Here is a 14,941-nt window from a genome sequence, read left to right as displayed (position 1 = left end):
GGGTAGAGCAAGAGTTTCAGGGGCAATTCTGAAACTCTTGTTTGAGATGGTTAGGAATGTGGGTTACGCGAGCGGCGTTATTTACAAGCTGGGTAAACAAATGGGTTGTGATTACCTTGGATGGCATGAATACGCTCATCACGAGTACATTCCCACTCATCGACAGGGAACTGCTTGTTCCACGCCATCATCAGGTTGGTTTGTTGCTTAGATAGCTTGAAACCATACTCTTGGCTCATGTAAAGATAAGTACGAGCGATAGAGCCTTTTGCTCTGTCTGGCGGCATCACCTTACGTTGCTTGAAGTTGACCTGCATTTCACACTGACCATAGCTCACTCCATCCATGCCATTCCATTGACTGAAATTGTAGTTGGATCGATCACCGTTAACCTCGCCAATCGCCGGAGTTAGGTTGTGAAGGTCGGCTTCCATGGATTTGAATACTTTGTCATTACGAGTGCAATTCTTGCGTCCACCGTCTTGCCAGCACTGACGCTGGTGGCCAAATTGCCAAGCGGGCACCACGTGTTCCCATTCAATTCGACTCGCCCGTTTTTGCTGCTTTCGTACTTGATAACCACAGCCGTCAAGGTCTGGAATGCCTTTCTTTTTGTCTTTCCAAGTAATGTCACACCCACAATAGAATGAAGTCGGGTGATCAAGGTAGATCTTCACGGCTTCTTTTTTTGCTTTGGAGAATGAGCTTGGTGGAGCGGCGAAAACGCTTTGGGTTACCAATAGGCCAAATACTATTGATAAGTAAAAAGACACTGATAGGCCAAATGCTTTTGGAGTGGTTTTATGCATAGAAAAAGACTGATAAAAGTATGATAAATATCAGTCTAGCACTCAAGTGATAGATTTCTCCATTACATTTCAATCATCTACTTGTTGGAGTGCAGTTTCTTGAAGAAAAGTAAGCGGGCTACTCAATTGGACACGTGCGAGTGATAGGGCGTTAGCTGAGCTGCGTTCCTGTAAAGGCCAAGGTTTGATTGCACTGTTGGCAGCGATAGCTTGACTGGTTACGCAATACCTTGTTGTGACGTCTAATCGAAAGTGGGTAAACCGTGCAGTCGCAGCGGTATTCAAAGGTCTTGCCTTGCACTGAGGTGATCTCAAAACTGTGGGTTGTTTTGGCTGGTACGTTGAATACCTTTTCCATCACGTATTTCCACTCATTCCCGTGAGGTCTCACTCGTCCAAATACTTGATGTGTGATCAGATGTGCCAGTTCATGAGGCACCACCTCGTTAATGAAGGCATCTTCATTCTCGGCGAAGAGTACATGGTTAAGCTTAATTTCATTGAGCTGAAGGTAGGCCTTTCCCGCAGCTTTGCCTCTTAACTTGTAAGTAATGGTTGGGCATGGGAATTCACGAGAGAAATGTTGATTAGCGATAGCTAGGCACTCGGCCAACTTCTTATTTGCTCGATGTTGTTGCGGGGTGTAAGACAAACGTTGTTAACTCCAAAAAAAGGCCTCAGCGTTTAAGCTAAGGCCTCATCATAACATTGCTCGTTATTCTGGCGATAATTTATAGGTGGTGATTCTTCTTAATGATTTCGTGGTAGGCATGCCATGTACCATAACCAAGTAGTGGCATGGTGACGATCATACCAATGCCGTAGGTCGCGAAGCCCACCAGAATACCGGCACAAATAATACTTGCCCACACCACCATTGCTGGGATATTGGATTTCACGGCATTGAAGCTAGTAAAGATCGCGCTCATCACATCCACGCGTCTCTCCATCATCAATGGGATAGAAAACGCTGAGATGCTGAAGATTAGGCTAGCGATAACGAATCCAATCACAGACCCCGTGATCAAGAAGGGCGCAAACTCGGCCAGTGGCGCACCTTGTACAGATGGATACAAAGCATGCAACAGAGCGGCGATACGCATCCAAAATATCATCGCGACCATTAAGACAATCGCAAAAGCCCATTGATGGGTTGAGTTGCGAGTGATGGCTTTCATGGAGTGGAGTAGGCTGGCGTTGTGTCCTTTTTCTCTTTCCCAGGCTGCGTCATACAAGCCCAGAGCAAGAAAAGGTCCTATTAGCATGTACACAATCAAGCTTGGCATCACCACCAAGTGTGTTCCTTGCCATTGGACAAGTTGAACTATGGCGATTGCCGCTCCCATAAAGCACAAACCGTAAAATGCGCTGATTAATGGCATTCTTACTAAGTCATGCAGAGCAAGCGACAACCAATGAAAGGGTGCGGAAATACTGATTTGGTTGCAAGGAATGGTACGAGCGTAATCCTTATCGCTGACCTTGTGTTTTTTATCGTTCAGTTCGGATGGGTGCGCGGTACGAGGCATAGATCCCCCTAGTTAAATAACGTCCTAGTTATAATTCCATAAGGCTCATCGGTGTGGCTTTTGTGAGAGTTATGGTGTTGAGCTAAATTGCTCTTTGTCATCCCAGTTTTTGTTCTAGCGTGCATTTAACGAGCGTTATCAGACTGAATTAATTTAAGTTAAATGTGAGCTTGATCGCCTAGGAGTTACCTTAACTATTGTCAGTAGTGTTAGAAAACACAAATTATCGGCGGCTTTTTATACTTAGTGGTTAACGGTAAAGAAGGGCGTGAAAGAAGGGTGTTGCGAGTAAAAGTTTGGTAAGTACATAAAAATAAAGCCCTTACTAAGCAGTAAGGGCTTTAAAGAAACAAATCGCAGTGGCTAAATTATTTTAGGCCAGCGAAGTCTGCAAGGATTGCTGCTTTGTCAGTCGCTTCCCAAGGGAACTCTTCACGACCGAAGTGACCGTATGCTGCAGTCTGCTTGTAGATAGGCTGAAGAAGGTTCAGCATTTCTTGAAGACCGTATGGACGTAGGTCGAAGTTTTGACGAACAGCTTCAATGATGATTTCGTGAGCTACTTTCTCAGTACCAAACGTTTCAACCATGATAGATGTTGGATCTGCAACACCGATAGCGTAAGACAGTTGAATCTCACAACGGTCAGCCATGCCAGCAGCAACGATGTTTTTCGCAACGTAACGTGCTGCGTAAGCTGCAGAACGGTCAACTTTTGATGGATCTTTACCAGAGAAAGCACCGCCACCGTGACGAGCTGCGCCGCCGTAGGTATCAACGATGATCTTACGACCTGTTAGACCACAGTCACCCATTGGTCCACCGATTACGAAACGGCCTGTTGGGTTGATGAAGAAGTTAGTGTCTTTGTTGATCCACTCAGAAGGAAGTACTGGCTTGATGATCTCTTCCATTACTGCTTCACGTAGATCCGGAGTTGTTACTGAATCACAGTGTTGAGTAGAAAGAACAACAGCATCGATACCAACGATCTTACCTTGGTCGTACTGGAATGTTACTTGAGATTTCGCATCTGGGCGAAGGAAGTCAAGTTTGCCGCTCTTACGTACTTCAGCTTGCTTCTTAACAAGAAGGTGAGAGTAAGTAATTGGAGCTGGCATTAGGATTGGCGTTTCGTTAGTTGCGTAACCAAACATGATGCCTTGGTCGCCAGCGCCTTGCTCTTTAGGGTCTGCTTTATCAACACCTTGGTTGATGTCTGGAGACTGCTTACCAATTGTGTTTAGAACAGCACAAGAGTCAGCGTCAAAGCCCATATCAGAATGAACGTAACCAATTTCACGTACTGTTTCACGAGTGATTTCTTCGATATCAACCCATGCAGACGTTGTTACTTCACCGCCAACCATAACCATGCCGGTTTTTACGTAAGTCTCACAAGCAACACGTGCTTTTGGATCTTGTTCCAAGATGGCATCAAGAACAGCATCAGAGATTTGGTCTGCAATTTTATCTGGATGGCCTTCTGAAACAGATTCAGAAGTGAATAGGTGCTTAGCCATGAGAGCTCCACTTTTAGGTTTTGGTGTAAATAGTTTTATGGCGTCGCAAGCTAGGAAGCGCCGCCATTAAATACAGTATATTTTGTAGGTGTTTCTACATCTAGACGGCTATTCTAAATTCCAGCGGTCGAATTACAAGCTCTTTTTTATGATATGTCATAACTAAACGTTTGCGTATCGTTTGAGATAAGCCGTTGCTAAGTGATGTAAATGATCGAAAATTGCGAAAAATGACCGTTAAAATGCCAGTAAAACGTTTGCAGTCGCTATAGTCGTTTGAGAGAATACCCGCGCTAATAAAAATGAAAACTTTAGCATCAATCTCTTTTTTAAATCGCTTATGTATCCAGGAGCAGACATGCCTTCTCGTAAAGATCTAGCCAATGCAATCCGCGCACTTAGCATGGACGGTGTTCAACAAGCAAATTCAGGCCACCCAGGCGCACCTATGGGCATGGCTGACATCGCTGAAGTTCTTTGGCGTGGCCACTTGAACCACAACCCAGCAAACCCAGAGTGGGCTGACCGCGACCGTTTTATCCTGTCTAACGGCCACGGTTCAATGCTGATTTACTCTCTGCTTCACCTTGCAGGTTACGAGCTTTCAATTGAAGACCTTAAAAACTTCCGTCAACTTCACTCTAAGACTCCAGGTCACCCAGAGTACGGTTACGCTCCTGGTATCGAGACAACTACTGGTCCTCTAGGTCAAGGCATCACTAACGCTGTTGGTATGGCAATGGCTGAGAAAGCACTGGCTGCACAGTTCAACAAAGAAGGCCACGACATCGTAGACCACTACACTTATGCATTCATGGGTGATGGCTGTCTGATGGAGGGTATCTCTCACGAAGCATGTTCTCTAGCAGGTACGCTAGGTCTAGGTAAACTGGTAGCTTTCTGGGATGACAACGGCATTTCTATCGATGGTGAAGTTGAAGGTTGGTTCTCGGACGATACACCTAAGCGTTTTGAAGCATACGGCTGGCACGTAATCCCAGCGGTAGACGGTCACGATTCTGATGCTATTAACGCTGCGATTGAAGCGGCTAAAGCGGATCCTCGTCCAACGCTTATCTGTACTAAAACTATCATCGGTTTTGGTTCTCCAAACAAAGCGGGTACGCACGACTGTCACGGTGCTCCACTAGGCGCTGATGAAATCACAGCAACTAAAGCTGCACTTGGTTGGGAGCACGGTCCTTTCGAAATCCCAGCTGATATCGCAGCTGAGTGGAATGCGAAAGAAGCAGGCGCAGCGAAAGAAGCAGCGTGGAATGCTAAATTTGACGCATACGCAGCGGCTTACCCAGAGCTAGCAGCAGAATTCAAACGTCGTACTAACGGTGAACTTCCAGCTGAGTGGGAAGAAAAAGCAAATGCAATCATTGCTGATCTTCAAGCTAACCCAGCAAACATCGCTTCACGTAAAGCATCTCAAAACGCACTAGAAGCGTTTGGTCAAATGCTTCCAGAATTCATGGGCGGCTCTGCTGACCTTGCGCCTTCTAACCTAACTATGTGGTCTGGTTCTAAGTCTCTTGAAGCAACTGACTTCTCTGGTAACTACATCCACTACGGCGTACGTGAATTCGGTATGACGGCTATCATGAACGGTATCGCTCTGCACGGTGGTTTCGTACCATACGGCGCTACTTTCCTAATGTTCATGGAATACGCGCGTAACGCAATGCGTATGGCTGCTCTGATGAAAGTTCAGAACATCCAAGTTTACACGCACGACTCTATTGGTCTTGGTGAAGATGGTCCTACTCACCAACCGGTTGAGCAGATCGCATCTCTACGTTTGACTCCAAACATGAGCACATGGCGTCCATGTGACCAAGTTGAATCTGCAGTCGCTTGGAAACTGGCTATTGAGCGTAAAGATGGTCCTTCATCTCTAATCTTCTCTCGTCAAAACCTTGCACAACAAGATCGTAACGCTGAGCAAGTCGCTAACATCGCTAAGGGTGGTTACATCCTGAAAGATTGTGAAGGCAAGCCAGAGCTAATCATCATTGCAACAGGTTCTGAAGTTGAGCTTGCAGTTGAAGCTGCTGCACAACTAACCGCTGAAGGTAAAGCTGTACGCGTAGTATCTATGCCTGCAACTGACGCGTTCGACAAGCAAGACGCTGAATACCGTGAGTCTGTACTTCCATCTGACGTTACTGCTCGTATCGCAGTAGAAGCTGGTATCGCTGACTTCTGGTACAAGTACGTAGGTTTCGGTGGCAAGATCATCGGTATGACAACGTTCGGCGAATCTGCACCAGCAGGCGAGCTATTCAAGATGTTCGGTTTCACTACTGAAAACGTAGTAAACACAGCGAAAGAGCTTCTTGCTTAATCATTGACTGATGGCCTTGTGCTAACAGTTAAATGAAAGAAAAAACCGAGCGCTGAGCTCGGTTTTTTGTATCTGGGATTTGTTTTCTCCTAGACTCATCTTTATACGCAGCAGATCAATCTGTCCTAAGTAGGCTGAGTTATTCAAGTAATGCCTTTTGGGTAGGATTCAGTTATCATCTGTTGCACGAAATTTTGGTTAGATGTACGGAACTATGCTAAAAGTCGCGATAAACGGATTTGGAAGAATAGGGCGTAATGTATTACGCGCTGTTTATGAAAGTGGCAAAAGCCAACAAATCAAAGTAGTAGCTGTCAATGAGCTTGCTCAGCCTGACGCTATGGCTCACCTATTGCAGTACGACACCAGTCACGGCCGCTTCGGTAAGAAGATCTCCAACGACCAAGAGCACATCTATGTCCATCATGGCATTGGTGCGGAAGATAAAGGTGACTTCGACACTATTCGTATCTTGCACCTTGCTGATATCGAGTTGTTGCCTTGGCGTGACCTTGAGGTGGATATTGTACTCGATTGTACCGGTGTTTACGGTTGCCGAGCTGACGGCCTAGCACATATTGCTGCTGGGGCGAAAAAGGTGCTGTTTTCACATCCTGGTGCGAACGACCTTGATAACACCATTATCTATGGCGTGAATCACGATACCATCGAAGCTGACCACCGAATCGTTTCCAACGGTTCATGTACCACCAACTGTATTGTTCCTATCATTAAGGTTCTTGATGACGCCTTTGGCATCGAATCCGGTACCATCACAACGATTCACTCTTCAATGAATGATCAGCAAGTGATCGATGCGTACCACAGCGACCTTCGTCGTACTCGAGCTGCGAGCCAATCCATCATTCCTGTCGATACCAAATTGCATAAAGGTATTGAAAGAATCTTCCCGAAATTTTCTAACAAGTTCGAAGCGATATCTGTGCGTGTACCAACGGTAAACGTAACAGCGATGGATTTAAGTGTCACAATTAATACAAATGTGAAAGTTAATGACGTAAATCAAACCATTGTTAATGCGTCCCAGTGTACATTACACAATATAGTTGACTATACTGAAGCGCCGCTCGTTTCCATCGACTTTAATCACGATCCCCATAGCGCAATCGTCGATGGTTCACAAACTCGAGTGAGCAACGGCCACTTAGTAAAAATGCTAGTGTGGTGTGACAATGAATGGGGCTTTGCGAACCGAATGCTGGATACGGTTCTCGCAATGCAAGCTTCTGAAGGCAAGAAGTAAGACCTAGAAGCAAATGTGCGGATTATTTATTTTTTAGCTTGAAATAAATGCTAAGTGTCCACATATTAATAGTAGTTAAAGAATTACCAGTTGAATAATTTATAGGCTTAGCAGGGTTGCTGAGTTTCCAAAACTTTATTTTTATTTAAATTTGAGAGGACAAATCATGTCTGTGATCAAGATGACTGACCTGGAACTTGCAGGTAAACGCGTATTTATCCGTGCTGACCTAAACGTACCAGTAAAAGACGGTAAAGTAACTTCAGATGCACGTATCCTAGCATCTCTACCAACTATCAAGCTTTGCCTAGAAGCTGGTGCAAAAGTAATGGTTACTTCTCACCTTGGTCGTCCTACTGAAGGCGAATACAACGAAGAGTTCTCTCTAGCTCCTGTAGTTAACTACCTAAACGACGCACTAGATTGCGAAGTTAAACTAGCTAAAGATTACCTAAACGGCCTAGAGCTAAACGCTGGTGAACTAGTTGTTCTTGAAAACGTTCGTTTCAACGAAGGTGAGAAGAAGAACGAAGAAGCACTTTCTAAGCAGTACGCTGCGCTATGTGACATCTTCGTGATGGACGCATTCGGTACAGCTCACCGTGCACAAGCATCTACTCACGGTGTTGGTACTCACGCTCCTGTAGCATGTGCTGGTCCTCTTCTTGCTGCTGAGCTTGAAGCTCTTGGCAAAGCAATGGACAACCCAGAGCGTCCGCTAGTTGCTATCGTTGGTGGTTCTAAAGTATCGACTAAGCTAACAGTTCTTGAGTCTCTATCTAAAATCGCTGACCAACTTGTTGTTGGTGGTGGTATCGCGAACACATTCATCGCTGCTGAAGGCCACAATGTAGGTAAGTCTCTATACGAAGCTGACCTAGTTGAAACTGCTCAGAAGCTAATGAAAGAGTGTGCTATCCCAGTAGCGACTGACGTTGCATGTGCTAAAGCATTCGACGAAAACGCAGAAGCTGAAATCAAGCACGTTTCTGAAGTTCAAGACGACGACATGATCTTCGACCTTGGCCCAGATTCAACTGCAGCACTAGCTGAAATCATCGGCAACGCAAAAACTATCCTTTGGAACGGCCCTGTAGGCGTATTCGAATTCAAAAACTTCGAAGCGGGTACAGCTGGTATCTCTAAAGCAATCGCTGAGTCTGCAGGTTTCTCTGTAGCAGGTGGTGGTGACACGCTAGCAGCTATCGACAAGTTCGGTATCAAAGCTGACGTTTCTTACATCTCTACTGGCGGTGGCGCTTTCCTTGAGTTCGTTGAAGGTAAAGTACTTCCTGCAGTAGCAATGCTTGAAGAGCGTGCTAAAGCATAATTGATTTAGAAAGGCGAGATGCGAATCTCGCCTTTTAACGTTTGCTGCATATCACACTTTTTTGCTAGAATGGCATAAGTTGTGAGCAAACGATTGCAAGTTTTTGAACTTAAGTTTTTTAATCTTAAAACGATAGAATAAATAGGACTATTTCCATGTCTAAGATCTTCGATTTTGTAAAACCTGGTGTGATTTCTGGCGATGACGTACAGAAAGTATTTGAAGTAGCAAAAGAAAACAAATTTGCTCTTCCTGCTGTAAACGTTGTTGGTACTGACTCTGTAAACGCAGTACTAGAAGCAGCTGCTAAAGTTAAAGCTCCAGTAGTTGTTCAGTTCTCTAACGGTGGCGCTGCATTCTTCGCAGGTAAAGGCGTTAAACTTGAAGGTCAAGGCGCACAAGTTCTTGGCGCTGTAGCTGGTGCAAAATACGTACACGCTGTAGCTGAAGCTTACGGTGTTCCAGTTATTCTACATACTGACCACGCTGCTAAGAAACTTCTTCCATGGATCGACGGTCTACTAGACGCTGGTGAAGAGTTCTTCGCACAAACTGGTAAGCCTCTATTCTCTTCTCACATGCTAGACCTTTCTGAAGAGTCTCTAGAAGAGAACATCGAAACATGTGCTAAGTACCTAGAGCGCATGGCTAAAATGAACATGACAATCGAGATCGAACTTGGTTGTACTGGTGGTGAAGAAGACGGCGTAGATAACTCTGATATGGACGCATCTGAGCTTTACACTTCTCCAGAAGACGTAGCATACGCATACGAGAAACTAATGGCTGTTAGCCCACGTTTCACTATCGCTGCTTCTTTCGGTAACGTACACGGTGTTTACCAAGCTGGTAACGTTGTACTTACTCCAACTATCCTACGTGATTCTCAAGCATACTGTGCAGAGAAGTTCGGTATCGCACCTAACGCTCTAAACTTCGTATTCCACGGTGGTTCTGGTTCTTCTGAAGCAGAAATCCAAGAGTCTATCGGCTACGGTGTTATCAAAATGAACATCGATACTGATACACAGTGGGCAACTTGGGACGGTATCCGTCAGTACTCTGCTGACAACTTCGATTTCCTGCAAGGTCAAATCGGCAACCCAACTGGCGAAGCTGCTCCAAACAAGAAGTACTACGATCCACGCGTATGGCTACGTGCTGGTCAAGCTTCAATGGTTGCTCGTCTAGAGAAAGCATTTGCTGACCTTAACGCTGTAGACGTACTATAATTCTTTGAATTAAGTACTCTTTAAGTTTTAAAAACCCGCTCATTGAGCGGGTTTTTTTATGTCTGATAAAAACTTGTATTAATTATGTGAAAAACCTAGCGTGCGGTGAATAAATTTCGTAGTCTTTTAGTTATCGGTATTTGTGTTTATCAGTAAGTTTTATTATTTCAAAAGCTTACATAAATATGACTTTGCAATCTGTCAAAGATAGGATATCGTGCCGAAAAACTGGACTTGGTTCAGTTTATAAAAAAGGACTTGGCTTTAATTTACTTTTAACACAATGACTTAACAGAAATTAAACTGTTTGCTTTGTTGTTTGGTAGGTTTGGCTTAAGGCAGTTTAGCTCATAGCATATTACATAGAGGATGCACATTATGGCTGAGAGTTCTACAACGATTGAGACCCCGCTTGTGGATGGTCTTTCAAATGCAGAACAATGGTTAACGGATAACTCAGATTTGTTTATTCAATACGGTGTAAACATTATTTCTGCGCTCGTTATTCTATTTATTGGTAACTTAATCGTTAAAGCAGTAGCGAATAGCGTGTCTAAGGTTCTTCAGAAGAAGAAAATGGACCGAGCGGTTGTCGAGTTTATCCATGGCTTAGTTCGTTACTTGTTATTTGTTATTGTTCTAATTGCAGCCCTTGGTCGCTTAGGTGTTCAAACAGCATCTGTCGTTGCTGTAATTGGTGCGGCTGGTTTAGCTATCGGTCTGGCTCTACAAGGCTCACTATCTAACTTTGCTGCTGGTGTACTTATTGTAGCATTCCGTCCATTCAAGTCTGGTGACTACGTGGAAATCGGTGGTGTAGCGGGTTCAGTTGATTCGATTCAAATCTTCCAAACTGTTCTAACAACACCTGACAACAAAATGGTTGTGGTACCAAACGGCAGCGTTATCGGTAGCCCAATCACGAACTACTCTCGTCATGACACACGTCGTATCGACCTAATGATCGGTGTTTCTTACGGTGCTGATCTACAAAAGACCAAAGAACTTCTGACTAAGATCTGTGAATCTGATGAGCGCGTATTGAAAGAACCAGGCGTTCAAGTGGGTGTTCACACACTTGCTGACTCTTCAGTTAACTTCGTGGTTCGCCCATGGGTTAGCACTGCAGAGTACTGGAATGTTTACTTCGACCTGATGCAAGCAATCAAAGAAGGCTTGGATAAAGAAGGTATCGAAATTCCATTCCCACAAATGGATGTGCACATGAATAAAGTAGAAGCTTAATTCTTTAATCGGCTTTTACAGCGGTAAGCTTTTATAACGAAAGGCGGATAACTTAGGTTGTCCGCCTTTTTTGTTGTCTTCAATATCATTCCTCTTACTCGTTAGCTCTTGTTACTGCTTAGCTTCTTTTCTTTGTATATCCCTATTTTGCGTTCTACTTGACGTTGGCCATAACGATGTTTTCAGCATCGCATATAAGGGTTTTCTGACTTCTTGTCCTCCCAAGATAGCCAATAAACATAAACCTCCAGGAATCAAAATCATCATCAGTAGTGGTCGAAGTAGGTAAGAGAAGCAAAAGATCGTGGGCAGAAAAATCAGCACTTGTCCCAGTCGGTTTAATATATTCATCATCTCCGTATCTCCAAAATTAAATTGAGCGTGCTCATTTTTATAATTGAGCGCGCTCAATTTGTCAAATTAGAGCACTAAGAGTATGATCAAGCTTGATTTGAGAAGGGTGTATTTTCGTGAGTAAGAGAGAGATAACGAAACAGAAGATCTTAGCATCTGCTTGGGAGCTGTTTGAGGAGAATGGTTATGACAACACCACAACTCGCCAGATCGCTCGTCACGCGGGTGTGGCAGATGGCACGGTGTTTAGTCATTTTGAAACCAAGCTGACGATTCTTCGAGAAGGAATGCTATTGCAGTTGGAAAAGCTTGGTCAGGAAGTGTTAGCTGCTGATCAAGATAGACGTGCTGTGGATGTCGGTATCTCGCTGATTGAACATTACTATCGCTATTATTTTGATAATGTTGAGTTAAGTCGAGCGTTACTCAAAGAGGTCATTTGGGATTTAGACTATTATCGCACCTTTGATCAGGCACTCTTTCAGACGGTTAATATCGATGCATCTATTTCTGAAAAAATGCCATTGATTATGGATAGCTATTTCATGACCTTGATAAATCACTTGAGCCAACCGGAACCAAGCCTTGAAGCTGCGTTGAGTCAGCTGAACAGTAAAATTCGAGTCATTCTAGCGTAACTCATTATTATATTAATGAGTTACTGATGTCTTCCCTGGCTTGGTCGGCAGTCTTTGTTCTTTAATTGCTTACCAGTATTGCTCAACCAGTCCATTGGTAAGCACAGCAGCAATTGCGAACATCATAGTTGCTACTGCGATATCAATGCCTTTCTTAACATTCGGTTTAGATAGCGTTGGTCCTAGCTTGGCTGCACCCAGTGACAAAGAGTAAAACCAAACGAACGAAGCCAAGATGGTTCCCATAGCAAAAGCAATTCTGTCGTTACCTTCAAACTGTCCGCCAATCGACCCAAGAATCACCACGGTATCCAAATAGAGGTGTGGGTTTAATACTGTCACCGCCAAGGCACCCAAAATAACGGTGCGCTTACCACGAGCCAGTATCTCCCCTTTTGACTCCTCGCTTGAGCGCGCTTTAAATGCACTGCGCAGTGATAACAAACCATACACGGTTAGAAAAGCGATGCCGCCTAATGTCACTGAGGTAAGTAGCAATTCATTTTGCGACAGAATCGCACCGCCACCAAAGATACCCAATGAGATAAACAGAGTGTCGAGCAGGCTACAGATTGTCGCTGTGGTTAAATGGTGGTTGCGCTTTATCCCTTGATTTAGGACGTACGCATTCTGAGCGCCAATAGGGATAATCATGCTTGCCCCTAGACCAAAACCTTGTAATAAAACCCAAAAACTCATTTTAACCTCCACTTATTTAACGATATTTACGTGCTATATGGCGAAGATACTCCGACCCTGTAAATAAGTATAATTAATGATTTTAATCTATTATTAGAGTTGCTAATGTGGTGTTGAGTTAGCTTAAAAAGGAAGCAAGTTGATGCGTGGATTGGATTATAAGTGGATAGAAGCACTGGATGCTGTGGTGAAACAACGCAGCTTTGAAAGGGCTGCGGAGCAGTTATATATCTCCCAGTCTGCGGTGTCTCAACGCATCAAACAGCTAGAAAAGTGGTTAGCTCAACCTGCTTTGGTGAGAGAAAACCCGCCTAGGCCGACTCCTGCTGGTAAAAAGTTATTGGGTTTGTATCGCCGGGTTCGTTTGTTAGAGCATGAACTGGTGCCTGAGTTGATGAATGAAGATAGTGTGCAACCTTTATCAATATCTATTGCCACCAATGCTGATAGCTTAGCGACATGGCTGTTACCAGCATTATCGGATGTGATGAAGTCTCGCCAAGTGGAACTGAACCTCGCGATTCATGGCGAGGCGAGAACCATTGATAAGATAAAAAGTGGTGAGGTTGCTGGCGCAATCAGTTTAGAGTCTCAACCTATCCCCGGTTGCAGTGCTGACTATCTTGGCAGGATGGATTATGTGTGTGTGGCGAGCCCTGACTTCCATCAGCGCTATTTTTCTGAGGGCGTAAACTACGCCACATTAAGTAAGGCACCGGCGGTTTCTTATGACCAATACGATGATCTGCATAAGAAGTTTCTGCACGATCACTTTAACGTACCAAGGGACAGCGTAATCAATCACACAGTCGGCAGCTCGGAAGCATTTGTGCGTTTAGCGTTGTCAGGTGTTGCTTATTGCTTGATCCCTCGGTTGCAGATCATCGATGAGCTAGAGTCCGGTGTATTGATCGATATTACGCCCGGTTTTTTGTTGTCTTATCGTATCTATTGGCACCACTGGCAGCTTGAAAGTGGGGTACTCAAAGAGATATCTCAAGCGATATTAGGGTTTGCTCACAACCACTTACCTCAGTAAATTGTTGGTTTTTTCAGCGTCAAAGTTCTGTTAGAAGTTCGGCATCAGGATTGGCTAAACGGCAAATTGCTCTATGATGAAAGTACATTTGTTTAGCATAGGTCTACCTAATGAAGTTTGCACCAAAGATGTTAGCAACGTCTATTACTCTTACTGCAGCGTTGAGTGCTGTGAGTTTTCCATCATTGGCTGACTCTCCATCCTTCCCGCATATTTCAACGACGGGTTACGGTGAAGTGATCGCAACACCAGATATGGCGACATTCTCTGTTAGAGTCGTGGAATCGACGATGACTGCTGAACAAGCTAAAAATACCGTAGATAAAGTAGTGACTGGCTTCCTCAATAAACTGCATCAAGCCGGTGTAGAAGAGGCGAGCGTACACAGTTCTAACCTGTATCTATCTCCTCAATACCATTATCCAAAAGATGGCAAACCAGAATTGGTAGGCTACCGCGCTTCACGTAATGTGACCGTTCAAGTGAACGAGCTAGCTAATCTCAATGAGTACATGGATATTGCGATTGGAGAGGGCATTAATCAGATCGACAACATTCAGCTTCAAGTTCGTGATCAAGCTAAGTATCAAGAGCAAGCGCGTTTAGAAGCCATCAAGGATGCGCGATCGAAAGCGAAATCATTAGCGAGTGGTTTTGAGCGTGAGCTAGGTGATGTTTGGCGTGTTGATTACAACGCACAATCTTCTCAGCCTGTGCTAATGCGTTCAATGGCGATGGATGCGAGAACTGAATCGAACTCTTATGAAGACTCAACGATCACCATTCGAGATCGCGTTAATGTGATCTACCAGATCGAAGAGTAATGACAGCTGCATAGAGGCTTTTGGATCATGATGATCTAATTACCTACGATAGGCTAAATACTAAAAAGGCTCTCATAATGAGAGCCTTTTTGTTTTTACTAA

Annotated in this window: 13 protein-coding genes; 8 read left to right on the top strand and 5 right to left on the bottom strand. The window is 44.3% G+C overall.

Annotated elements, in window-relative coordinates; genetic code table 11:
- Positions 1-77 precede the first annotated feature (77 nt).
- The 4 genes from OCV12_RS13845 to metK all read right to left on the bottom strand — a co-directional run bounded on the left by OCV12_RS13845 (position 78) and on the right by metK (position 3,861).
- Positions 78-809: an endonuclease gene (locus tag OCV12_RS13845; protein ID WP_261884895.1), complete on the bottom strand. Its 732-nt coding sequence runs from the start codon at positions 807-809 to the stop codon at positions 78-80.
- Positions 810-960: 151 nt separating this feature from the next.
- Entirely contained in the window at positions 961-1,461 is a 501-nt protein-coding gene (locus OCV12_RS13840; protein ID WP_261884894.1) for a SprT family zinc-dependent metalloprotease, read from the bottom strand.
- A gap of 79 nt (positions 1,462-1,540) precedes the next feature.
- The gene (locus OCV12_RS13835; protein WP_017069586.1) at positions 1,541-2,338 is read right to left on the bottom strand and encodes a DUF2189 domain-containing protein; all 798 of its coding nucleotides are present in this window, start codon (positions 2,336-2,338) and stop codon (positions 1,541-1,543) included.
- 368 nt (positions 2,339-2,706) lie between these two features.
- On the bottom strand, positions 2,707-3,861 hold the full coding sequence (metK, locus tag OCV12_RS13830; protein ID WP_017629557.1) for a methionine adenosyltransferase: 1,155 nt from the start codon (positions 3,859-3,861) through the stop codon (positions 2,707-2,709).
- A gap of 358 nt (positions 3,862-4,219) precedes the next feature.
- Between metK and tkt the strand changes: the two genes are divergently transcribed.
- The 6 genes from tkt to OCV12_RS13800 all read left to right on the top strand — a co-directional run bounded on the left by tkt (position 4,220) and on the right by OCV12_RS13800 (position 12,277).
- The gene (gene tkt / locus OCV12_RS13825; RefSeq protein WP_048605833.1) at positions 4,220-6,214 is read left to right on the top strand and encodes a transketolase; all 1,995 of its coding nucleotides are present in this window, start codon (positions 4,220-4,222) and stop codon (positions 6,212-6,214) included.
- A gap of 214 nt (positions 6,215-6,428) precedes the next feature.
- Entirely contained in the window at positions 6,429-7,478 is a 1,050-nt protein-coding gene (gene epd, locus OCV12_RS13820) for an erythrose-4-phosphate dehydrogenase (RefSeq protein ID WP_032545610.1), read from the top strand.
- A 166-nt stretch (positions 7,479-7,644) separates the two neighbouring features.
- Complete coding sequence (locus OCV12_RS13815; RefSeq protein WP_017068708.1) at positions 7,645-8,808, top strand: phosphoglycerate kinase; 1,164 nt, start codon at positions 7,645-7,647, stop codon at positions 8,806-8,808.
- Positions 8,809-8,963: 155 nt separating this feature from the next.
- On the top strand, positions 8,964-10,040 hold the full coding sequence (gene fbaA / locus OCV12_RS13810) for a class II fructose-bisphosphate aldolase (RefSeq protein WP_010435694.1): 1,077 nt from the start codon (positions 8,964-8,966) through the stop codon (positions 10,038-10,040).
- Positions 10,041-10,418: 378 nt separating this feature from the next.
- Positions 10,419-11,285 carry a small-conductance mechanosensitive channel MscS gene (mscS, locus tag OCV12_RS13805; protein WP_017629560.1) on the top strand — a complete coding sequence of 289 codons (867 nt, stop codon included), beginning with the start codon at positions 10,419-10,421 and terminating at the stop codon, positions 11,283-11,285.
- Between the two features lie 470 nt (positions 11,286-11,755).
- A complete protein-coding gene (locus OCV12_RS13800; RefSeq protein WP_261884893.1) occupies positions 11,756-12,277 on the top strand; it encodes a TetR/AcrR family transcriptional regulator in 522 nt (173 codons plus the stop codon).
- Positions 12,278-12,346: 69 nt separating this feature from the next.
- On the opposite strand, the gene OCV12_RS13795 is transcribed toward OCV12_RS13800, so the two are convergent.
- Positions 12,347-12,976 carry a LysE/ArgO family amino acid transporter gene (locus OCV12_RS13795; RefSeq protein WP_261884892.1) on the bottom strand — a complete coding sequence of 210 codons (630 nt, stop codon included), beginning with the start codon at positions 12,974-12,976 and terminating at the stop codon, positions 12,347-12,349.
- Positions 12,977-13,118: 142 nt separating this feature from the next.
- On the opposite strand from OCV12_RS13795, the gene OCV12_RS13790 reads away from it, so the two are divergent.
- Positions 13,119-14,015 (top strand): LysR family transcriptional regulator ArgP, encoded by an 897-nt coding sequence (locus OCV12_RS13790; protein WP_261884891.1) that lies wholly within the window; start codon positions 13,119-13,121, stop codon positions 14,013-14,015.
- Positions 14,016-14,125: 110 nt separating this feature from the next.
- Positions 14,126-14,839: an oxidative stress defense protein gene (locus OCV12_RS13785; RefSeq protein ID WP_261884890.1), complete on the top strand. Its 714-nt coding sequence runs from the start codon at positions 14,126-14,128 to the stop codon at positions 14,837-14,839.
- Positions 14,840-14,941: the final 102 nt, after the last annotated feature.

This window comes from Vibrio pomeroyi (assembly GCF_024347595.1).
GTDB classification, from domain to species: Bacteria; Pseudomonadota; Gammaproteobacteria; order Enterobacterales; family Vibrionaceae; genus Vibrio; species Vibrio pomeroyi.
This window is presented reverse-complemented; position numbering and strand designations above follow the sequence as displayed.